Annotated in this window: 18 protein-coding genes; 5 read left to right on the plus strand and 13 right to left on the minus strand. The window is 73.0% G+C overall.

What is annotated here, in order from left to right:
* Entirely contained in the window at positions 1 to 714 is a 714-nt protein-coding gene (locus NFU81_RS38320; RefSeq protein WP_251501168.1) for an SDR family NAD(P)-dependent oxidoreductase, read from the minus strand.
* A gap of 199 nt (positions 715 to 913) precedes the next feature.
* Positions 914 to 1,888 (minus strand): helix-turn-helix domain-containing protein, encoded by a 975-nt coding sequence (locus NFU81_RS38325; protein WP_251501170.1) that lies wholly within the window; start codon positions 1,886 to 1,888, stop codon positions 914 to 916.
* 165 nt (positions 1,889 to 2,053) lie between these two features.
* Between NFU81_RS38325 and NFU81_RS38330 the strand changes: the two genes are divergently transcribed.
* Both NFU81_RS38330 and NFU81_RS38335 read left to right on the plus strand, forming a co-directional pair.
* A complete protein-coding gene (locus NFU81_RS38330; RefSeq protein WP_251501173.1) occupies positions 2,054 to 6,124 on the plus strand; it encodes a S53 family peptidase in 4,071 nt (1,356 codons plus the stop codon).
* A gap of 171 nt (positions 6,125 to 6,295) precedes the next feature.
* A complete protein-coding gene (locus tag NFU81_RS38335; protein ID WP_251501176.1) occupies positions 6,296 to 8,041 on the plus strand; it encodes a SpoIIE family protein phosphatase in 1,746 nt (581 codons plus the stop codon).
* 25 nt (positions 8,042 to 8,066) lie between these two features.
* On the opposite strand, the gene NFU81_RS38340 is transcribed toward NFU81_RS38335, so the two are convergent.
* The 3 genes from NFU81_RS38340 to NFU81_RS38350 all read right to left on the minus strand — a co-directional run bounded on the left by NFU81_RS38340 (position 8,067) and on the right by NFU81_RS38350 (position 11,191).
* Positions 8,067 to 8,897, minus strand: coding sequence for a class I SAM-dependent methyltransferase (locus NFU81_RS38340; RefSeq protein ID WP_251501179.1), 831 nt, complete (start codon positions 8,895 to 8,897; stop codon positions 8,067 to 8,069).
* A gap of 135 nt (positions 8,898 to 9,032) precedes the next feature.
* Complete coding sequence (locus NFU81_RS38345) at positions 9,033 to 10,568, minus strand: peptide MFS transporter (protein WP_251501181.1); 1,536 nt, start codon at positions 10,566 to 10,568, stop codon at positions 9,033 to 9,035.
* A gap of 242 nt (positions 10,569 to 10,810) precedes the next feature.
* Positions 10,811 to 11,191 (minus strand): MmcQ/YjbR family DNA-binding protein, encoded by a 381-nt coding sequence (locus tag NFU81_RS38350; protein WP_251501184.1) that lies wholly within the window; start codon positions 11,189 to 11,191, stop codon positions 10,811 to 10,813.
* A 118-nt stretch (positions 11,192 to 11,309) separates the two neighbouring features.
* On the opposite strand from NFU81_RS38350, the gene NFU81_RS38355 reads away from it, so the two are divergent.
* Entirely contained in the window at positions 11,310 to 11,480 is a 171-nt protein-coding gene (locus tag NFU81_RS38355) for a DUF5670 family protein (protein WP_251501187.1), read from the plus strand.
* A gap of 230 nt (positions 11,481 to 11,710) precedes the next feature.
* On the opposite strand, the gene NFU81_RS38360 is transcribed toward NFU81_RS38355, so the two are convergent.
* The 5 genes from NFU81_RS38360 to NFU81_RS38380 form a co-directional block, all read right to left on the minus strand.
* The gene (locus NFU81_RS38360; RefSeq protein ID WP_251501190.1) at positions 11,711 to 12,529 is read right to left on the minus strand and encodes a DUF1206 domain-containing protein; all 819 of its coding nucleotides are present in this window, start codon (positions 12,527 to 12,529) and stop codon (positions 11,711 to 11,713) included.
* 76 nt (positions 12,530 to 12,605) lie between these two features.
* Positions 12,606 to 13,694 (minus strand): magnesium/cobalt transporter CorA, encoded by a 1,089-nt coding sequence (gene corA / locus NFU81_RS38365; protein ID WP_251501404.1) that lies wholly within the window; start codon positions 13,692 to 13,694, stop codon positions 12,606 to 12,608.
* A 61-nt stretch (positions 13,695 to 13,755) separates the two neighbouring features.
* The gene (locus NFU81_RS38370; protein WP_251501193.1) at positions 13,756 to 14,247 is read right to left on the minus strand and encodes a universal stress protein; all 492 of its coding nucleotides are present in this window, start codon (positions 14,245 to 14,247) and stop codon (positions 13,756 to 13,758) included.
* 87 nt (positions 14,248 to 14,334) lie between these two features.
* Positions 14,335 to 15,675 carry a diaminopimelate decarboxylase gene (lysA, locus tag NFU81_RS38375; RefSeq protein ID WP_251501196.1) on the minus strand — a complete coding sequence of 447 codons (1,341 nt, stop codon included), beginning with the start codon at positions 15,673 to 15,675 and terminating at the stop codon, positions 14,335 to 14,337.
* Positions 15,676 to 15,685: 10 nt separating this feature from the next.
* Complete coding sequence (locus NFU81_RS38380) at positions 15,686 to 16,039, minus strand: SAV_915 family protein (RefSeq protein ID WP_251501198.1); 354 nt, start codon at positions 16,037 to 16,039, stop codon at positions 15,686 to 15,688.
* A gap of 271 nt (positions 16,040 to 16,310) precedes the next feature.
* Between NFU81_RS38380 and NFU81_RS38385 the strand changes: the two genes are divergently transcribed.
* Complete coding sequence (locus NFU81_RS38385) at positions 16,311 to 17,270, plus strand: aldo/keto reductase (protein WP_251501201.1); 960 nt, start codon at positions 16,311 to 16,313, stop codon at positions 17,268 to 17,270.
* 25 nt (positions 17,271 to 17,295) lie between these two features.
* Here NFU81_RS38385 and NFU81_RS38390 read toward each other — a convergent pair whose 3' ends face one another.
* Genes NFU81_RS38390 through NFU81_RS38400 form a run of 3 tightly spaced genes read right to left on the minus strand, consistent with a single transcriptional unit; the run spans position 17,296 to position 19,292 of the window.
* The gene (locus NFU81_RS38390; RefSeq protein ID WP_251501204.1) at positions 17,296 to 17,796 is read right to left on the minus strand and encodes a GNAT family N-acetyltransferase; all 501 of its coding nucleotides are present in this window, start codon (positions 17,794 to 17,796) and stop codon (positions 17,296 to 17,298) included.
* 38 nt (positions 17,797 to 17,834) lie between these two features.
* Complete coding sequence (locus NFU81_RS38395; RefSeq protein ID WP_251501207.1) at positions 17,835 to 18,515, minus strand: class I SAM-dependent methyltransferase; 681 nt, start codon at positions 18,513 to 18,515, stop codon at positions 17,835 to 17,837.
* 39 nt (positions 18,516 to 18,554) lie between these two features.
* Positions 18,555 to 19,292: a helix-turn-helix domain-containing protein gene (locus NFU81_RS38400; protein WP_251501210.1), complete on the minus strand. Its 738-nt coding sequence runs from the start codon at positions 19,290 to 19,292 to the stop codon at positions 18,555 to 18,557.
* A 237-nt stretch (positions 19,293 to 19,529) separates the two neighbouring features.
* On the opposite strand from NFU81_RS38400, the gene NFU81_RS38405 reads away from it, so the two are divergent.
* Positions 19,530 to 20,195, plus strand: a complete 666-nt coding sequence (locus NFU81_RS38405) for a DUF4097 family beta strand repeat-containing protein (RefSeq protein ID WP_251501213.1) — start codon at positions 19,530 to 19,532, stop codon at positions 20,193 to 20,195.
* The last annotated feature ends 14 nt before the right edge of the window (positions 20,196 to 20,209 follow it).

Below are 20,209 nucleotides of genomic sequence, written 5' to 3' on the forward strand. Positions count from 1 at the left end.
TCAGTGCCCGGCGCTCTGGCCGCCGTCGACGTGCGCGATCTCGCCGGTGACGAACGGGGCCTGCTCCAGGTAGCGGATCGCCTGGACGACGTCCTCGACCTCGCCCATCCGGCGGACCGGGTGCCGTGCGGCCTGGGTGCCGCCGGGATCGTCGGGGTGCATCGGGGTCCGGATGACGCCCAGGGAGACGGCGTTGACCCGGATGCCGCGCGTGGCGTACTCGATCGCCAGCGACCTGGTCACCGCGTTCAGGCCGCCCTTGGTCAGAGCCGTGAGCCCGCTGGCGACGTTCGCGTCCGCGTTGTCGACCAGGCTGGTGGAGATGCTCACGACGTGCCCGCCACCGCCGCGGGAGAGCATCGCGGCGATCGCGCCGCGTGCGACCCCGAAGAACCCGCGCACGTTCACCCCGACCACCGCCTCGAAATCCTCGTCGGTGTACTCGGTGAAGGGCTTGGCCACGAAGATGCCCGCACTGTTGACCAGCGTGTCGATCCGGCCGAAACGGTCCATGGCCGCCTCGACCACCCGGGCTCCGGCGCCGGGCTCCGCGACGTCGGCGGAGACGGCGAGCACCTCGGGGTCGTCGGACGCCTCGATCGAGCGGGCCGTGGCCACAACCGCGTAGCCGAGCCCCCGGTAGGCCGTGACCAGGGCCGTTCCGATGCCTCCCGAGGCGCCGGTGACGACGGCGACTTTCCGAGCGCTTTCCATGAGCGGATCTTCTCCCGCCTGGGCCGCCCGGGCCGAGCACCGGGCGGTGTGTCGGCAGTCCCTGTCGAGCGGTGATCGGCTCCGGCCGGACGAAAACCTTTACCCGGTCCGGTCACGTCCTCAGCTCACATGGCGTCAGAACGTCTGTTCGGCCCGTGTGCGCAGCCCTGGGAAAGGCAGGCCGCCCGGCCGGCGCATCTCACAGCCAGCCGCGGCGCATCGCCTGGGTGCCGGCCTGGAAGCGGCTGGTCGCGCCGAGCCGCTGGGTCAGGTCGGCGATCCTGCGGCGGAACGTGCGCTGGCTCAGGTCCAGCTGGCGGGCGATCGCCTCGTCCTTCAGGCCCGCGTTCAGCAGTTGCAGCAGGGCGCGGTCCTCGTCGGAGACCTCGGGGTGGGGCGAGGACTGGACGCCGGCGGCAGCGTAGATCGGGGTCGCCTGCGCCCAGTGGGCCTCGAACAGTTCGGTCAGCGCGTCGCTCAGCCCCGACCGGCGGACGAACGCGGCGGTCGTCCGCAGGCCCTCCGCGCTCCCGGTCAGCGGCAGGATCGCCTCGCGCCGGTCGACGACGATCATCTTCATCGGCACCCGGGGCAGCACCCTGGCCTGCTCGCCCAGGGCGACCAGGCGGCGCAGCGCCTCGGCGCGCTCGGGGATGGCCAGCGCCTCGACGGCGTAGGCGGCCCGCACGCTCACCCCGCGGGCCAGCAGGTCGATCTCGGCGTCGGACGCGGTACCGGTCGAGGTGACGTAAGGGGGCGTGTCGAAGGCGAGGACCTCGTGTTCCGCGCTCGCCAGGAGTTCCTCCACCCGGCGGGTGATCTCGGCCGGCCCCTCGATCACCTCGACCAGCAGCCGCGGGTCGGCCCGCAGGCTCCGCTCGTGGTACTCGGCCGCGTAGGCGTCCAACGAGGTGGCGACGCGCTCCAGCTCGGCCTGCCGGGAGCGGATCAGCGACGCCAGGCCCGACCTCGGGTCGACGGGCGCGTACCGCGCGGGCCGCCCAGGGCGGGAGCTGGCCAGTCCCGCCGCGACCAGCACGTCGAGCGCCTGCCGGGCGCGGGACGGCTGGACGTCGAGGATCCCGGCCAGGGCTCCCGCCGTCAGCGCCTCCTGGCGCAGCAGGACCTGGTACGCCCGCTCCGTGGACTCGTCCAGGCCGATCGCCTCCAGCACCTTCGGTTCTCCTTCGTCATGGTGTGGGCGGATTTGCCGAGCGCTCGGGGTGGCCGCCTGCGGCCAGCGGCCGCAGGCGGCCACCCCTGGCACTCCCCCCTCCCTCGGTGAACTGAAACAGTACGACCTCCCCCCTTAGTGGTGACAAGGAGTAACGGTCTCTCGATGAAGCCCAGAGCCAAGGTCCTCAGGGGCAGCGCGCTCGCCGCTGTCCTGGCCACAGCGGCCGCGCTGCTCGCAGCGCCCGCCGTGCACGCCGAACCCGCCCCGCACGTCCTGCGCCTGAACGCCCGGCAGTTGGCCGAACTCAGCGCCCGCTACATTCCGCGATCGGACGGCACCCCCGGCCTCGTCGCGGCGGCCGCTGCCGCAGGCACCGACAGCACCGGCGACACCAGCGCACCGAGCACGCCTGCCGCCTCGGCGGCGTCCGGCATCGACGAGCAGACCACCTGGCAGACCGCCCGCGGCGCGGCCTCCACGCTGGCCCTGAACGGCACCGGCGACTGGGTCGCCCTGTTCAGCGGCGGCTCGGTCACCCGCTACGACGCCCACGGCGACCCGGTGTGGCAGCGCACCACCCACTCGCTGTACACGGACTGGCAGGTCACGGCCAAACTCCCGTACCAGACGGAGGAGTTCACCCCGACCCTCTACGAGGGCTACGACCCCTACCAGCCGTCCTCGATCGGCACCCACCCCTACGCGCAGGCCGACTTCAACCAGGACGGCGTCGCGGACGTGGCCGTGGCGTACTCGGTGGGCGACGCACCGGCCCGTTCCTTCACCACTCCCGGTTCCACCCTGCAGTCCGGCACCTTCGTCAGCGTCCTCGACGGCCGCACGGGCCGGATGCTGTGGCACAAGCTGGTGCCCGGAAGCGTCGGTTCGCTGCTTGCGGAGGACGGGAAGCTGATCGTCGCCGACCGCACGGGGCCGAACTGGTACGCGAACCCGGTCGCCGAACAGGGCGACAGCCGCAGCTCGCTGACCGCCTACTCCTTCGCCCCCGGCAGCGGCGCAGGCCTCACCGCCCGGGCCGCCTGGAGCTACAGCACCCACGCTCCCTGGGCAGCGTGGACCGACGTCGAGCCCCTCACCGGCGGGCGGATCACCGCCGGCTGGACCGACACCCCGATGGGCCTGGGCAGCCCGCGCCCGCCGGCCGGCCACGTGGTCGTCCTCGACGCCGCCGGCGGCCACGTCAGCGTGGACGTCAAGACGCCCGGCTACCCGCGCATCCTGCACCAGGACCCGGGGTCCGACCGCGTCCTGGTCGCCGAGCAGAACGACCCCTTCGACGCGGTCCGCTGGGACCTCACGTCCTTCGACGCCCGCACCGGCGCCCGCAAGGTGCTCGCCTCGCGCGACGGCACCATACCCGAGGCCTTCCTCGTCAACGGCCAGGCCCACGGCAAGCAGGCCCGCTACGCCGTCGCCGAACTCGGCATCGACCCTGTGACGCTGGCCGACGGCCAGAGCACCGTCTCCGGCTGGGACGAGAACGGGAAGACCGTCTGGGCGCACCGGACCGCCAGCACCGTCGGCGGCGCCAACGCCCCCGCGCTCTCGCTGGAGTTCGACCCGCACGGCCACGGCCAGGTCGTCGCCGCGGTCGCCGACGGCACCCCGCTGTCGGCCGCCAGCCCCGAGGGCATCTACCACACCCAGCTGCTCGCCTTCGACGCCCGCGACGGCGGCATCATGTGGCGGCGCGAGGGCGACGTGGTCGGCGACCAGGTGACGCCCTACCAGGGCCGGCTGCTCACCGTCGGCTACGACCTCACGGCGTGGTCGGTCGATCCCGCGCACGGTGACGCCACCGCGCTGCCGCTGCTCGGCGACACCTACGCGGCGGCCGCCGCGGACGTGAACGGCGACGGCGTCGAGGACCTGGTCGTCGGCGGTCAGAGCCACGGCGTCTTCGCCCTCGACGGCCGCGACCTGAAGAGCGCGACTCCTCGTGTCCTGTGGCACTCCGCGGTCGGCGGCGCCGTCCACCAGATCCAGCTCGCCCAGGTGGCCGACCGCAAGGGGAACACAGCCCCGCGCGTGGTCGCCGCCACCTCCCGCGGCTTCGCCGTGCTCGACCCGCACACCGGCCGGGTCGGCGCCGACGTCGGCACCGGAGCCTTCCAGCACGGCGTGACCGTGGCCGGCGGCGAGATCGTCGCCACCGGCGCAACGTCGGTCGGTGCCTACACCGCGGACGGGACGGTCCGCTGGACCTACCGGCCGGCCGGCACCGGCGGGAAGCAGGTCGTCTACTCGACGCCCGCCACCGATGGGCAGGGCCGCCTCTTCCTCGAATTCGGCGGCATGCGCTCCGCCTTCGGCACCGGTGCGAGCGACCCCGCCCCGACCGCCGTCGCACTGGACGCCACCGCGGGCACCCCGCTGTGGAGCGAGCAGCCCACCGGCGCCGGCGCCGCCTGGATCGAGCAGCAGGCCGGCGTCTTCGCGGCCGCCGCCATCCCCGCGGCCGACGGCCACGGCGTCGCCTTCGCCTGGGGCGGCGACAAGCCCGGCAGCCCCCATCTGGTCCAGATCACCGACGGCCGCACCGGCCGGGTCCTGACGCAGCGCAACTCGACCGGCGCGAGCACCTTCCAGGGCTTCGCCGCCTCCCAGCGGTACGGCCTGGTCGAGCTGCACGCGTACGACATGACGGTCTACCCGGCCGACGGCGGCGCCACATACGACATCCGCACCCTCCCCAACTCCCAGCAGGCGGTGTTCGCCACCACCACCGGCGGCACGGAGACCTTCGTCGCCGGCGTCGGCGGCCTGGAGCAGTACGACCAGCCCTTCCCGCACACCGACGAGTACCTCGACCCCAGCAGCGAGGCCTTCTCGCAGTTCGCCGGGACGGTCACCCCGGTGGTCCTGAACGGTGGGACGGGTACGGAACTGGTGGGCCTTCCGCGGGACTGGGCGGCGTACGACCTCAACCAGGAGGTCGGCGCGTACGGCGACGAGGTGGTCGCGCCCGACAGCTTCCCGCACGGCGTGACGGTCCAGCAGGTCAACGACGCTCCGAAGGCGGCCGCGAAGGCGGCCCCCAGGGCCGCCCCGCTGTCAGCCGCCGCCAGCGCGGCGGCCACCCCGGTCAAGGACCCGCAGCTGCCCGGGGGCGTCGCCACGCCGTCGCTGAAGGTCCGGTCCTCGCTGAAGGCCGGCCCTGACGGCACGACGGAGACCACCCGCGGCTACACCCCGCAGCAGATCCGCGCGCGGCTCGGCGTCACCGGCGACGGCAGCGGCCAGACCGTCGCCATCGTCGACGCCTACGACTACCCGGCCGCGGCGTCCGACCTGAACCACTTCGCCGGCCACTTCGGCCTGCCGCAGACCTGCGACAGCGTCCCGGCCGGCACCGACTGCTTCGACTTCGAGCAGGTCTACGCGGACGGCACCCGGCCGCCGGCGGACGCCAACTGGGAGGAAGAGGAGGCGCTCGACATCGAGTGGGCGCACTCGGTCGCCCCGCACGCGAAGATCGTGCTGGTCGAGGCCGCGGACGCCTCGGCGGCCGGCCTCTACCGGGCCGTCGACAAGGCGGCCGCGCTGCACCCGGCGGTTGTCAGCAACAGCTGGGGCATGTCGGAGTTCTCCGAGGAGTCGTTCTACGACGGCCACTGCAAGCTCGCCGACGCCGTGTGCACCCAGTCCACCGGCGACGCCGGCTACCCGGCCGGGTACTCCAGCACCAACCCCGACGCCCTGGCCGTCGGCGGCACCAACCTCCGGCTCGACGCCTCCGGCGCCACCCTCGGCGAGACCGCCTGGCGCGCGACCGGCGGCGGCCTGAGCTACTTCGAGAAGCGGCCGGCCTACCAGGACGGCGTCCAGGCCTCGGCCTTCCGCGCCACCCCGGACGTCAGCTTCGTCGCCGACCCGGCCACCGGCGTCGCCGTCTACACCACAGCCACCGGGTCGGCGCTGTGGCTGGAGGTCGGCGGCACCAGCCTGTCCGCTCCGGTCTGGGGCGCGCTGCTCACCGACGCCGACCAGTTGCGCGCCACCGCGGGCAAGCCGCGTCTGGCGGTGGCCGGCCCGGACGGCGACACCGCACACGGCGACGTCTACGCCCTCGGCGGCAGCCTCTACGACGTCACCTCCGGCTCCAACGGGGCCTGCGGCGCCGAGTGCACCGCGGGACCGGGCTACGACACCGTCACCGGGCTCGGCTCCCCGCTGGCCGGCGTCGACGCGGCCCTGGCCGCCATGCGGTGACCTCCCGGCGGGACCCGGTTCCTGACGGGTCCCGCCAGGGGCGGGTCGGACGACGCGTGTCGCGGCGTCCGACCCGCCCAAATGCTGGTAAATCCGGCAATTATGCTAGACATGGCTGCGCAGGCGGCCTCCTGGCCCGCCGTGCCGACACCCGCGTCCAGGAGGTTCTCCATGCCCCAGGAAGGCATGCACGGCGACGAGGGCACGGGACGCGCCGCGCCCGCGGCGGCGCAGGGCGGTCCCGGCGAGCGGCTGCGGCTGCTGGAACGGGCCGCGACGGAGGTCGGCACCACCGTCGATCTCTTCCGCACCGCGGCCGAGTTGGCCGGCCTCGCGGTGGACGGCTTCGCGGACGTGGCCGTCGTCGACCTGCTCGACGCGGTGCTGCGCGGCGACGCGCCCGCGCCGGGGCCGCCCGACGAGCAGGCCGCGGTGCGGCGTGCCGCGGTCGCCGCAGCCGGCCACGTTCCCGGCCTGCTCGGGGTCGGGGACGCCTGGGTCCTGCGGTTCGGATCGCCGCACGCGCAGGCGCTCGGCGACCTCCGGCCGCGCCTCGTACGCCGCCTCGACCCGGACGACGCCTGGCTGTCCCGCGAACCCGAGCAGGCCGGCCTGGTGCACGCCGAGGGGGCGCACTCGCTGATCGCGGTACCGCTCTCCGTCCGCGGGGTGCCGCTGGGCCTGGCGTCCTTCTACCGGCTCGGCGCGAGCCCCGGGTTCGACGACGAGGACCTGGCCGAGGCGGTGGGCGTCGCGGCCTTCGCCGCGGTGTGCGTCGACAACGCGCGCCGCCACGCCCGGGAGAAGGCGCTCGCCCGGCTCGTCCAGCGCACGCTGGTGCCCGGGCGGCTCCCCGAGCACGTCGCCGCCGAGACCGCGTGGACCTACCTGCCGGTCGCGGCGGGCGGTTCCTGGTTCGACGTGGTGCCGCTCTCCGGCGCCCGGATCGCCTGCGTCGTCGGCGAGGTCGCCGGGCACGGCATGCCGGCGGTCAGCCTCATGGGCCAGGTCAGCACGGCCGTCGCGACGCTCGCCGCGGTCGGCCTGCGGGCGGACGAGATCCTCGCCCGCGTCCACGGCCAGGTCGTCACCTCGGCGACGGGGCGTTCGACGCTCACCTCCGACGGGCCCAGGGCCGACGGGCTCACCGTCGCGTGCGTGCTGGCCTTCTACGATCCGGTGACCGGGACCTGCACCGTCGCCTGCGCCGGGCATGTCGCGCCGACCGTCGTCCATCCCGACGGGCACACCGAAGTGATCGACGCGACCGCGGGTCCCGCCCTGGGCGGCCAGGGGCATCCGGCGTACCCGCTCACCCGCGTCACCCTTTCCGCAGGAAGCGTGCTGGCCCTGCACACCGAGAGCCTGTCCGAGCCGGGACCCGCCCTGTCGCGCGCTCTCGCATCGGGAGACGACGACCTCCACAAGGTGACCCAGAACGTCCTCACCGAGGCCTTCCCCGACGGGCCGGGGGACGACACCATCCTCTTCCTGGCGCGCACCCGGGTCCTGGGTCCCGACCGCACCTACTCCTGGGACCTGCCCAACCGCTCCGAGAGCGCCGCCCATGCCCGCCGGATGGCGGCGATCAAACTCGCCGACTGGGGGCTGGAGGAATTGGTGCCCAGCACCGAGCTGCTGGTCAGCGAACTGGTCACCAACGGACTGCGGTACTCAGAAGGCGCCGTCGAGCTGCGCCTGATCATGCGCGAGAACACGCTGGCCTGCGAGGTGAGCGACTCCAGCGGCTCCGCCCCGACGCTGCGGCGGGCGCACGACGACGACGAAGGCGGCCGGGGGCTCTTCCTCGTCGCCCAGTTCACCCTGGACTGGGGCGTACGCCCGACGGCGCGCGGCAAGACGATCTGGGCCGAGCAGCTCCTGCCCGGACGCAGCCAGGCGGACCCCGACTCCTGACGCCCGGCGCCCCGCTCGGGCGGGGTCACGCCTCGCCGGGTCTCCGTCCCCAGGCGGTGAGCATGCCGGCGGACAGCGCGGCGCACTCGTCGGAGTCCAGGTAGCGGACGGCCGCGTCGACGCCCGCGCTGTCGACGAGCCCGGTGGCGAGCATCGCGGCCCTGCTGCGCTCCCAGGTGTCCGCCCAGAAGCGGCTGATCGGGCTGCCGGGAAGCAGCGCAGGCACGTGGATCTCGGCCCCGACGGACACCAGCCCCGCCTCCCGCAGCAGCCGCGGGTACGACGGCACCCAGGAGACATCGGTGCCGATGGTCGTCCGCAGCCCCTGCCACATCGCCCGCATCGCCGCGGTGTACGGCGTGCCGGGCGTACGGTCGCTCGTCAGGTCGACCGCGTCGCTGAGCACCAGCACCCCGCCGGGCGCGACATGCTCCGCCAGCGTCGCGATCAGGCGCTCGCGCTCGGGCAGGTGCATCAGCACGAAGCGCGCGTGGACGAGCCGGAAGCGGCCCGGGACGGCGCCCGGGGCGGTGATGTCGGCCTCCAGCACGTCGAGCCCCGGTGCGGGCCGCTCGGCCAGGAAGCGCACGTCGCGGTCCACGGCGAGCACGCTCGCCACCCCGGCCTCGGCCAGCAGCCGGCGGGAGACCGTGCCGGTACCGGCGCCCACGTCGAGGCAGTGCCACCCGGGGCCGGCCCCCAGCGCCCGCAGCCGCGCCATGGTGACGTCGTCGTAGGCGAGGGCGCCGTAGTCGATGCGCTCGTCCTCGCCCGCCTGGCCGGGAGGGAAGACGGCCTCGCCGTAGCGGCCGCCGCCCGGCGCGTCGCCGCGGAGGCCGTCGTCGAACGCCTTCATCGGGACCTCTTCACGCCGGGGGGCGGCGCGGAAGCGCACCGCCGCCCCACCGATCCTCCACCGGCGCCCGCCGGGACGGGCGAGGCACGCCGTGGCCGGGCGCCGATCGGCCCAAGGAGCCGAGGGGCCGGGGCCTCAGCGCACGTCGCCCATGAGGGCGGCCACCTTGCGCCGGTAGGTCCAGATCGCGTAGCCCGCGATACAGGCGAGGACGCCCTCGAACGCCACCACGTTCGTGCCGTTCAGATCGACGCCCGCCAGGGACAGCAGGCTCGTCGTGCAGTCGCCCGCGGTGACGGCCAGGAACCAGACGCCCATCATCTGGCTGCCGTACTTGGCCGGCGCCATCTTCGTGGTCACCGACAGGCCGACCGGGGACAGGGCCAGCTCGCCGACGGTCTGGATCATGTAGATCGACACCAGCCACATCGGGCTGACCTTCGTGCCGTCCGACGCCATCGCCATCGGCACGATGAAGACGAGGAACGACGCGCCGATCAGGAACAGGCCGATCGCGAACTTCGCCGTGGTGCCGGGCTCCCGGTTCCTGCGCGCCAGCCACACCCACACCCATGCGATGACCGGCGCCAGCGCCATGATCCACAGCGGGTTCACCGACTGGTACCAGGACGAGGGGAAGCCGAAGCCGAACAGGGTGTCGCGGCTCTTGCTGTCGCCGAAGATCGACATCGTCGACCCGCCCTGGTCGTAGATCATCCAGAACACGGCGGCGGCCACGAAGAACCAGATGTAGCCGCTCATCTTGGACCGCTCGGTCTTCGTCAGCTCCTTGTCGCGGCTGATGCGCGCCAGGACGGCGACCGGGATGACCAGGCCGATCAGGGTGATCGGCACCAACGCCCAGTTCAGGGTGTAGACGCCGGTGCCGGCCAGCACGCCGTAGAAGACCGCCGCTACGAGCAGCCACAGCATGCTCTTGCGCAGGGTCGCGTTGCGCTCGGCGCGGCTCAGCGGCTTGGGGACGACGCTGCTGCGCTCGCTGAGGTGCCGGGTGCCCAGCAGGAACTGGAACAGGCCCAGCGCCATGCCCACCGCGGCCAGCGCGAAGCCCAGGTGCCAGCTGTAGTTCTGGCCGACGGTGCCGATGACCAGCGGCGCGGCGAAGGCGCCGACGTTGATGCCCATGTAGAAGACGGTGAAGCCGCCGTCCCTGCGGGGGTCGTCGGGGCCGTCGTAGAGGTGCCCGACCATCGTCGAGATGTTGGCCTTGAGCAGCCCGGAGCCGATCGCCACCAGGGCCAGGCCGCCGAAGAACGGCCCCTCGCCGGGGAGCGCCAGCGTCAGGTGGCCGGCCATGATGATCGCCGAGGAGACCACGACGGTCTTGCGCGGACCCCAGACCCGGTCGCCGAACCAGCCGCCCGGCATGGCGAGCAGGTAGACCATCGCCAGGTAGATCGAGTAGATGGCGGTGGCCGTGGCGGCCGTCATGGCCAGCCCGCCGCCCTGCGAGCCCTTGTCGGCGGCCGGCCCGCCGGCGATCAGGTAGAGCGGCAGCAGCGCGCGCATGCCGTAGAAGCTGAAGCGCTCCCACATCTCGGTCATGAAGAGCGTGGCCAGGCCACGGGGGTGGCCGAAGAAGCTCTTCGCACCGCCCGGAGGAGTCGGACTGCTCTGCCGGGCGGCGTCCTTCGTCAGGCTGGACGCCATGGTCGTTCCTCGTTCGCTCGGGACGCCGCCCGTGGGGAGGCACGCCCGGGTGGGGGGATCAGATCGTGCTGGTCTGTCCAGCTCTGTACCCGAACAGGCCTTCGCCGTATCCGTCCGGAAAAGGACCAGGAATTCCAGTAGGGGTGATTGATAACTTTATGACATCGCCCGATGTGGTATATGGCGTCTTGAGACCCACCTCACAGGCGTCCACGCGATCGTGGTGAAGCCGTACGGCGGCATCAGCGTTCGTCGGGCCTGCGCACCCCGGGCCAGTCCAGCAGGAGTTGCCGGGCGCGCGGGAGCTTGGCGACGATCAGGTCGTAGGAGTCCTCGACCATCTCGACGACCAGGCCGTCGGGCAGCGACCCGTCGAGGTGCACCGTGTTCCAGTGGCGCTTGTTGAGATGCCAGCCGGCGGTGATCTCCTGATGCATCTCGCGCAGCCGCACGGCGATCTCGGGCTCGCACTTCAGGCTCACGCTCAGCGGTCCCGAGTCCAGGGCGCTGATCGCGAAGATCTTCCCGTCGACCTTGAAGACGGAGGTCTCCGCGTTGAAGGGGAAGGTCTCGACCGCCCCGTTCAGTCCCAGGCAGACGGCTTTGAGTGCGTCGGGTGTCATGCGGACCAGTGTGCCGTGCGCCGGCGGCGGCGCTCTGTCGCGTCCCGGAAATGCGGTGTGCGGAATTCCGCATGGGTGTTCGGAGTGGGGGCAGGCGGCTCGTTGGAGGTTGATAATCATGGGACCGGTGCTCGTCGTTCTTCTGCTCGCACTGCTTCTTTTCGGTGCGGGATTCGCACTCCACCTTCTGTGGTGGATCGCGGTCGTGGTGCTCGTGTTGTGGCTGCTGGGATTCGTCATGCGTGGTACCCACAGCAGCGGTGGCCGAGGCCGGTGGTATCGCTGGTAGCGGCACCAAGCAGACCTGGACCACCGGGCGTTGCCCGCCCCCTCGCGAGGGGGCGGGCAACGCCCGCTGCTGTGCCGGAAATTCGTGGCGCCCGATGCTTGCCGGAGAATGCCGGGCTGCGGCAGGAGAAGCAGACCACCTTTGCCGGGAGGGCAATTGGGCCGCAATTCGGGAGAGCGCTGTGCGGCCGCCGGATTCACCGTCCGGCGGCCGCGGCGTTCACGAACCGTTCAGAGCCTGCGCCAGCGGGCGTTGGCCCAGGAGAATGCGCCGAAGGCGATCAGCCCGGCCGCGACGAGGACCAGCAGCCACGGCCCGGCGGGCGTGTCGACGAACGAGCGCAGGGTGTCGTCCATGCCCTTGGACTTGCCAGGGGTGTGCTCGACCGCGGCGGCCACGGCGAAGCCGCCCGCGGTGGCGAGCACGACTCCGCGCGCCGTGCCGCCGAACACCCCGACGGCGTCCACCGCGCGGCGTTGCCACCGGGACATCTCCGCCGTCTTCAGGTGCTTGCGGAACTTGCGCAGCACGGCGCGGCCGGCGATCCACAGGCCCGCGCACCCCACGCCGACGCCCGCGACCGCGACGATCCACTGACCGCCGGGCCAGTCCAGGGCCTTGGCCGTCACGTCGTTGGTCTGCCGGTCGGTCGATCCGCTGCCGCTGCCCTTGTCGCCGGCCGCGTAGGCGAGCACGGAGTACGACACGAAGCCGTAGAAGACGCAGCGTGCCGCGCTGGTCGCGCGCTTGCCCGGCTTGTCGCCGTCGGGGCCGCCCTGCCCGAAGGCGGCCTGGGACAGCCGCCACAGGGCCATGCCGGCCAGCCCTGTGCCGAGCAGCCACAGCAGGACGCCGCCGAGCGGCTTGTGCGCGATCTCCGCGAGCGCGCCGCCCCGGTCGGCCTGCTGCTGCCCGCCGCTGTCGGCGGTGGCGATGCGTACCGCCAGGACACCGATGAGGACGTAGATGACCCCGCGGGCCACGAAGCCCGCACGGGCTCCGGCCGCGACGGCCTCGCCGCTGGTCAGGTGCCGCGAACGGGGCCGCACCGCTTGTCTCGCTGCTTGGGTTCTCACATGCCCTCGCGTGCCCGCCCGCGCCGTACTGACACCCCTCAGGCCGCGGTCAGAGCCAGCCGTTGCGGCGGAAGCCCCGATGGATCAGCAGGCAGGCGGTGACCATGACGGCCACGACGATCGGATAGCCGTACAGCCAGTGCAGTTCCGGCATGTGGTCGAAGTTCATGCCGTAGATGCCGCTGATCAGCGTGGGCACCGCGATGATCGCGGCCCAGGCGGTGATCTTGCGCATGTCCTCGTTCTGGGCGACGGTGACCTGGGCGATGTTCGCCTGGAGGATCGAGTTGAGCAGTTCGTCGAAGGCGTTGATCTGCTCGTTGGCCTTGGACAGGTGGTCGCCCACGTCGCGGAAGTATCGGCGGATCTCCGGGTCGACCGGCTCGTACGCCCGCTCGACGAGCAGTTGCAGGGGACGGACCAGCGGGGACACCGCCCGTTTGAGTTCCAGGAGTTCGCGCTTGAGCTGGTAGATGCGCCCGGCGTCCGTGCCGCGCGTGCCGGTCGGGGAGAAGACCTCGATCTCGACCGCGTCGACGTCGTCCTGCACCGAGTCCGTCACGTCCAGGTACTGGTCGACGACATGGTCGACGATGGCGTGCAGCACGGCCATGGGGCCCAGCGCCAGATGGTCGGGCCTGCCCTCCAGTTCCTCGCGCATCGGGCCGAGCGAGCTGTGCCCGCCGTGCCGGACGGTGATGACGAAGTCGGGGCCGGTGAACACCATGATCTCCCCGGTGCTCACGATCTCGCTCGTCGTGGTCAGGCGCTCGTGGGTGACGTAGGCGACGGTCTTCAGGACGGTGAAGAGCGTGCCGTCGTAGCGTTCGACCTTGGGCCGCTGGTGCGCGTGGACGGAGTCCTCCACGGCCAGCGGGTGGAGCCCGAACAGCTCGGTGATGCCGGCGAACTCCTCCTGGGTGGGTTCGTACAGGCCCATCCACACGAAGCCGCCGGAGCGGCGGATCTTGCGTACGGCCTCGTCCGGCGTGCAGTCACCCAGCTGGCGCACGCCGTCGCGGTAGACGACGCAGTTCACCACGGCGCTGCCCAGCGGGGAGCGGGCCGGGTGGCTGAGGTCCACCCGGCGCGGCCGCCGCTGGACACGGCGGGCTGCGGAGCGGAGGCTGCGGATCAGCGGCACGACGGACTCCTCCTCGGGGTGGCGTCGCCGCCAGTATGCCGAGCCGCGGCGTCCTTCACGCGGCCGCGCGCGGCCGCAGGGCGCGGTCCAGGTCGCGCATCAGCTCCGACGGCGGGACGGCGAGGACGTCGCAGTGCGCGTGCGCCAGGCAGTACCGGCTCACCCCGCCGTGGAAGAGCCGGGTCAGTCCGCCCTGCCGTCCGGTGCTGATCACCAGCAGGTCGTCCGGCCGGTCGGCGAGTTGCGTCAGCGCCGTACCCGCCTCGCCGCGCGCGGTGACCAGACTCAGGGGGACGCCGTTCGGGCGACCGCCGAAGGCGTCCCGGAAGGCCTGCTCCAAACGGGCCGCGGCGGCTTTCTCCCAGGCCGCGAGCGTCGGCGTGCAGGGCGTCCTGCGGGCGGTCCCCTCACCGCCCACCGGCGTCCAGGCCAGGACCGCCACGAGTCCGCCGCCGCGGTGCCGGGCCTCGTCCACCGCCCGGTGCAGGGCGCCCAGGCTCCGCAGCGATCCGCTGACGCCGACGACGACCCGCCCGCTGTGTGCCATGGCGCTTCGCCTCCTTCCGTGTCCAGGTGCCGTACGCGAACGGGGGTGCCCGGTCCGCCGGCCGGGCCGTCGCGGCCCGTGGCGCGTTCAGATGCCGATGTCGCGCAGGCGCAGGTCGGCCGGGGACTCCCGGCGTATCAGCACCCGGGCCTGGCCGTTGGCGACGGCGATCAGCGGGGGGCGGCCGACCATGTTGTAGCTGCCCGCCATCGAGAGCTGGTACGCCCCGGCGACCGGCACCGCCAGCAGGTCGCCGGGACGTACGTCCTCGGGGAGCGCCACGTCCTCGGCGAGGATGTCGCCGGCCTCGCAGTACCGGCCGACGACCGTGACCGGCGTGCGGCCCGGTGCCGCGGCGCGGCCGACGAGGGTCGGCGCGTAGCGGACCCCGTACAGCGCGGGCCTCGGGTTGTCGCTCATGCCGCCGTCCACCGCGACCAGGGTGCGGCCGCCGGTGTGCTTGACGGCCAGGACGCGGTAGAGGGCGACGGCGGCGGGGCCGACGATGGCCCTGCCCGGCTCGATGGTCAGCCGCGGGACGGGCAGGCCGTTGCGGCGGCAGCCGTCGGCGAGTTCTGCCCTGGTACGGGCGGCCAGCGCGGTGATGTCCAGGGCGGTGTCGCCCGGGCGGTAGGCCACCGCGTGGCCGCCGCCGAGGTCGAGCTGCGGCAGGACGATGCCGTGCTGGTCGCGGATGCGGGCCAGTAGGCCGATGAGCCGGCGCAGCGCCGCCAGGTACGGCTTGACCTCGGTGACCTGGGAGCCGATGTGGCAGTGCAGGCCGACCAGTTCCAGGCGCGGCTGGCCGAGGATGCGCTCCACGGTGTGCAGGGCGGAGCCGTCGGCGATGGACACCCCGAACTTCTGGTCGTCGGTGCCGGTGCGGACCGCCTTGTGCCCGCCGGCGACCACGCCGGGGACGACCCGCAGCAGCACCTTCTGCCGGTCGTGCGGTGCGACGAGGGTGGCCAGCCGGGCGATCTCGGTGGCGTTGTCGATGACGATCCGGCCGACGCCGAGCCGCACCGCGCTCCGCAGGTCCTGCGGGGACTTGGCGTTGCCGTGCAGCACGATGCGGTCGGCGGGGAAGCCGGTGGCGGCGGCCAGTTCCAGCTCGCCGGCCGAGCACACGTCCAGGCCGAGGCCCTCGCCGCGTACCCAGGTGGCGACCGCCCGGCACAGGAACGCCTTGGCCGCGTAGATCACGTCGGCCTCGGGGAAGGCGGCGGTGTAGGTGCGGCAGCGGCTCCGCAGTTCGGCCTCGTCCAGGACGTACAGCGGGGTGCCGAAGCGGTCGGCGGCCTCGGCGAGCGAGACCCCGGCGACGGTCAGGTCACCGTGCGGAGCGCGCCTGGCCGACGCCGGCCACACCGACAGCGGGTCCGGTTCCGAGGTGGGCACGGGGATCGGAGTCAGGGATACGGACACGGGTTGCCTCCTAGAACCTGTCCTGGCCGACGAGCGCGTGGTGCGGGGCCTGCGGGAGGGCTGGTCCCGGCCCCGGCGCCGGCGCGGACAGCCGGGGGTCGATGCGCACCTCGGTGATCCCGAGGGGGCCGGCCAGCGCGCGCAGGGCCGGCTCCGACAGGCGCATCCAGCGCTGGTCGGGTCCGAGCGCCCGGATCAGCGCGGGTTCGCTGGTGAAGGCGACCGCGGTACGCCCGCCGAGGGCGTTGCGGAAGAAGCGGGTGGTGCACCCCGCGGGTCCCGGCCGGACGGGAACGAACAGCGCGTGTCCGGCCGGGCCCCGTTCAAGGGGCTCTGCTTCCTCCGGGGTGGTGGGTGCCGACATGGCGTACTCCTTGTGACGTCGGTTGCCGCGGGCCTTCGAGGACCCGCGGCACTTCACGACGCTAAGCCCGGCACCGGGGTGGACCCCGTACGCCCTGACGCACGCTTGACGCCGGGAGCCCGGCCTTGACGCCCCCCTGACGCACTGGGCCGAACGGGTGGTCTCGGCGACGGCCACGGACCTGCGGGCGCGCAGGCGGCGGGGGAGGGCACCCACGCTGCCTAGGCTCGAACCGAAGGGTTCCGTTTCCGTCGGGAGAGGCGCCATCGCCATGCAGCACAGGACACTCGGCAGCCAGGGCCTGGAGGTCTCCGCCCTCGGCTACGGCGCGATGGGCATCTCGATCGCCTACGGCCCCAGCGACGAGCAGGAGGGCGTCGCCGCCATCCGCCGCGCCTACGACCTGGGGATCACCCACTTCGACACCGCCGAGGTCTACGGCTGGGGCGAGAACGAGAAGATCGTCGGCCGCGCGCTGGCCGGCTTCCGCGACCAGGTGGTCATCGCCACCAAGTTCGGCTTCACCCGCGACCTTGAGACCGACAGCCGTCCCGGGCACATCCGCGAGGTCGTCGACAGCAGCCTGGGCAACCTCGGCGTCGACCACCTCGACGTCCTCTACCAGCACCGCGTCGACCCCGACGTCCCCATCGAGGACGTCGCGGGGGCCGTCAAGGAACTGATCGACGCCGGCAAGGTGAAGTACTTCGGGCTCAGCGAGGCAGGACCGCAGACCGTCCGCCGCGCCCACGCCGTGCAGCCGGTCTCCGTCCTGCAGACCGAGTACTCGCTCTTCGAGCGCGACGTCGAGCAGCTCTTCCCCACCCTGGAGGAGCTGGGCATCGGCTTCGTCGCCTACTCCCCGCTCGGCCGGGGCTTCCTCACCGGCACCGCCAGGCCCGCCGCGCAGTACGACGCGACCGACATGCGCGGCACCGATCCCCGCTGGCAGCCCGGCAACTACGAGAAGAACCTCGACGCCGTCCGGCGCCTCGGCGAACTCGCCGCCGGCCGGGGGATCACCGTCTCCCAGCTCGCGCTGGCCTGGCTGCTCGGCCGCGGCGAGCACATCGTCCCCATCCCCGGCACCCGCAGCCCGTCCCGGGTCGAGGAGAACGCGGCCGCCGCCGAGGTCGTCCTCACCGCGACCGACCTCGCGGCCGTCGACGAGATCCTCCCCGACGGCGGCTTCGGCGCCCGCTACGCCGCCCGCCTGCCCACCTGGACCTGACCCGGCGACGACCCTGCGGCGGACCCTAGAGCGGAAGCTTGAACCCGTCGTGGCTGCGCGCGAATCCCAGCCCCGCATAGAAGCGGTGCGCGTCCTCGCGCCGCTTGTTGCTCGTCAGCTGGACGAGTGTGCAGCCGCGCGCCCGCGCCCGCTCGATCGTGCCCTCCATCAGGATCCTGCCGAGCCCGCCGCCGCGGCGGTCCGCGCGGACGCGCACCGCCTCGATCAGCGCACGCTCGGCTCCGCCCTTGCCGAGCCCGGGGATGTACGTCGCCTGCAGGCAGCCCACCACCTCCCCGCCGGCCCCCTGGTCCTCGAACGCCTCGACCAGGACCAGCAGTTCGTTGCGCGGATCGGCGTCGATGGCGGCGAAGGCGCGCTCGTAGGGCTCGGTGACGGCGACGGCCGCCGGGTCCACCACCTCCTCCTCGCCGGCCAGCAGGGCCAGTACGACGGGCAGGTCGGCGCGGGTTGCGGGACGCAGGACGAGAGGGGGCGCGGCGGCGGGTTCACGGGCGGCAGACATGCCCCCGACCCTAGAGGGCCGGTACGACTGCACCCGCCTCACCCCTGCCCCGACGCCTGCCCCGACGCCTGCCCCGACGCCTGCCTCAGGACGTCGTACCCGACGAAGGTGAACAGGCTCGTCCCGGGCACCAGCGGCTGCGGTTCGCCGGTGAAGCGGTGCGCGCCGACACCGAAGCCGGCATCCGGCTCCGACAGCCATCGCAGGTCGAACCCGCGCGCGGCGAACCGCTCGCAGACCAGCGGTACGCGGTCGGGCGCGCCGCGGTGGCGGGTCCAGACGACGGTGCCGCCGCTCCTGCACAACTGGGAGCACGAGTCGATCGTGCGCTCGATGTCCGCGTCGCTGATGTTGCCGAACACCCCGCAGACCAGCACGAGGTCGGCCGGGACCATGCCGAGGTACTGATCGGTGAGCGAGGCGTCCCCCGTCACCACCTCCACCTGCTCCAGGCCGGCCGCCCGGGCCGACTCCTCGGCGAACGCGGTGTTCCGCGGGTCCAGTTCGACCAGACGCGCGCGCACGTCGTCACGCCGGGGATGGCCGGCCAGCGCCTCCAGCAGATCGCGCCCCTGGCCGGCGCACAGGCTGACGACCCGCAGGGCGCCGGGCGGGCCGGCGTGCAGTGCGACCCGGATCTGCTCCTGCACCACCTCAAGCCGCCGGGCCGGCCAGGAGCCGGGCTGGTCGTAAGCGTCGTGCCAGGTTCGCCAGTCCATGGGTCGGAACCCTAGGGCGGCCGGCCTTCGCGGGGCGAGTCATTTGGGGTCGGGAGGGGGCTCCTGGCGGGGGCTGGTGTGCAGGACCTCGCGGGCCTGTTCCGCGGCGCGGGTGATGCTCTCGCTGATGAAGTCGAGGAAGCGGGCGATGTTCTCCAGGCGGGCGGCCGCGGGGGTGTGGGGGCCGAGGACGGCGACGCCCTGGCGGGCGGTCTCGACGAGCTGGTCGTTGGCCCGGGCGCTGGCGATCGTCGCCTGGTAGAAGAGCTCGTCGTCGACGACATAGCGGTCGCGGCGGTGCTCGTCGCGTTCCCGGCGGACCAGGCTCTGGCTCTCCAGGAAGGCGATGGCCTTGGAGACCGACGCAGGGCTGACCTGGAGGCGCTGGGCGAGCTGGGACGCGGTGAGGCTGCCGGCGTCGGTGGTGAAGAGGCAGGTCAGCACCCGGGACGCCATCTTGGTCAGCCCCGAGCCCATGAGGACGGTGGTGAACGTCTCCTCGTACTCGGCCACGGCCCCGGCGTCGCGTCCGTGCGGCTGGGGTGCCGACTCCGGCCCCGGTGCGGCGGCGGGCCTGCGCTGGTGGGCGCGGCGTTCGGTGGCGCGGTGGGCCAGGTCGGCGCGGTAGGCGGTGGGACCGCCGTTGCGCATCACCTCGCGGGTGACCGTCGAGGTCGGGCGGTCGAGGCGGCGGGCGATCTCGGCGTAGGGGAGGCTGTCGGCCAGCCCCAGCGCGATCTGGCGTCGTTCGGCCTGGGTGAGCCTGCCTCCCGGCATCGCGGTCTCCTCGGTGATCCCTCGCGGTGGTCCCTGAGTGCACCAGCATAGCGTTCACGTTCCACTCATTGCAACGGCTGGATAGCCGTCGTTGCGTTGCGTTCATGGCCGTTGCAACGGTTTGATTGCTCTGACCATGGTAAATGAAGATCCAGTGCAATGAAGGCGTTGCCTGGATCTGGAAAGCAACGTAGCGTTTCCCATGTCAGAAACCGAGAACGAGCACCGGAGAGCACCATGCAGAAGTTCGACACCCCCGCCCCGATCTCCGCCGTCCTGGACATCCCCGCCGGGCGCGTCCAGTTCATAGCCGCCGACCGCGCCGACACCACCGTCGAGGTGCTGGCGGCCGACCCCGCCAAGAGCCGCGACACCAAGGCCGCCGAGCAGGCCACCGTCAGCTACGCCGACGGCGTCCTGCGGATCGCCGCGGGAGCTTCCGGCAACCGGCTCGTCGGATCCTCCGGCGCCCTGGAGGTCACCGTCCAGCTGCCCGCCGGCTCGCGGGTCGAGGTCAAGGCCGCCGGCACCGAACTGCGCGGCGTCGGACGCCTCGGCGACGTCGTCTTCGAGGGCGCGTACCGCCGGATCAAGGTCGACGAGGCCGCGAGCCTCCGGCTCACCGCGACGGACGGCGACGTCGAGGTCGGCCGGCTCGCCGGCCCCGCGGACATCAGCACCGCAAGGGGCGACATCCGCATCGCCGAGGCCGTGCGCGGCGAGGTCGTGCTCCGCACCCGGTCCGGCAGCATCTCGGTCGCCGCCGCGGCGGGCGTCTCGGCCTCCCTGGACGCCGGCACCGACCACGGCCGCGTCAGCAACTCCCTCAAGAACGACGGCACCACGGAACTCGACATCCGCGCCACCACCTCCAACGGCGACATCACCGCCCGCAGCCTGTGAGGACGTACGGCCAG

The sequence above is a fragment of the Actinacidiphila cocklensis genome (genome assembly GCF_907177275.1).
GTDB lineage: Bacteria > Actinomycetota > Actinomycetes > Streptomycetales > Streptomycetaceae > Actinacidiphila > Actinacidiphila cocklensis.

Coding starts and splice junctions, on each gene's coding strand:
- NFU81_RS38320 (WP_251501168.1), bottom strand. CDS start 714: ATGGAAAGCGCTCGGAAAGTCGCCGTCGTCACCGGCGCCTCGGGAGGC.
- NFU81_RS38330 (WP_251501173.1), top strand. CDS start 2,054: ATGAAGCCCAGAGCCAAGGTCCTCAGGGGCAGCGCGCTCGCCGCTGTC.
- NFU81_RS38335 (WP_251501176.1), top strand. CDS start 6,296: ATGCCCCAGGAAGGCATGCACGGCGACGAGGGCACGGGACGCGCCGCG.
- NFU81_RS38340 (WP_251501179.1), bottom strand. CDS start 8,897: ATGAAGGCGTTCGACGACGGCCTCCGCGGCGACGCGCCGGGCGGCGGC.
- NFU81_RS38345 (WP_251501181.1), bottom strand. CDS start 10,568: ATGGCGTCCAGCCTGACGAAGGACGCCGCCCGGCAGAGCAGTCCGACT.
- NFU81_RS38350 (WP_251501184.1), bottom strand. CDS start 11,191: ATGACACCCGACGCACTCAAAGCCGTCTGCCTGGGACTGAACGGGGCG.
- NFU81_RS38355 (WP_251501187.1), top strand. CDS start 11,310: ATGGGACCGGTGCTCGTCGTTCTTCTGCTCGCACTGCTTCTTTTCGGT.
- NFU81_RS38370 (WP_251501193.1), bottom strand. CDS start 14,247: ATGGCACACAGCGGGCGGGTCGTCGTCGGCGTCAGCGGATCGCTGCGG.
- NFU81_RS38380 (WP_251501198.1), bottom strand. CDS start 16,039: ATGTCGGCACCCACCACCCCGGAGGAAGCAGAGCCCCTTGAACGGGGC.
- NFU81_RS38385 (WP_251501201.1), top strand. CDS start 16,311: ATGCAGCACAGGACACTCGGCAGCCAGGGCCTGGAGGTCTCCGCCCTC.
- NFU81_RS38390 (WP_251501204.1), bottom strand. CDS start 17,796: ATGTCTGCCGCCCGTGAACCCGCCGCCGCGCCCCCTCTCGTCCTGCGT.
- NFU81_RS38395 (WP_251501207.1), bottom strand. CDS start 18,515: ATGGACTGGCGAACCTGGCACGACGCTTACGACCAGCCCGGCTCCTGG.
- NFU81_RS38400 (WP_251501210.1), bottom strand. CDS start 19,292: ATGCCGGGAGGCAGGCTCACCCAGGCCGAACGACGCCAGATCGCGCTG.
- NFU81_RS38405 (WP_251501213.1), top strand. CDS start 19,530: ATGCAGAAGTTCGACACCCCCGCCCCGATCTCCGCCGTCCTGGACATC.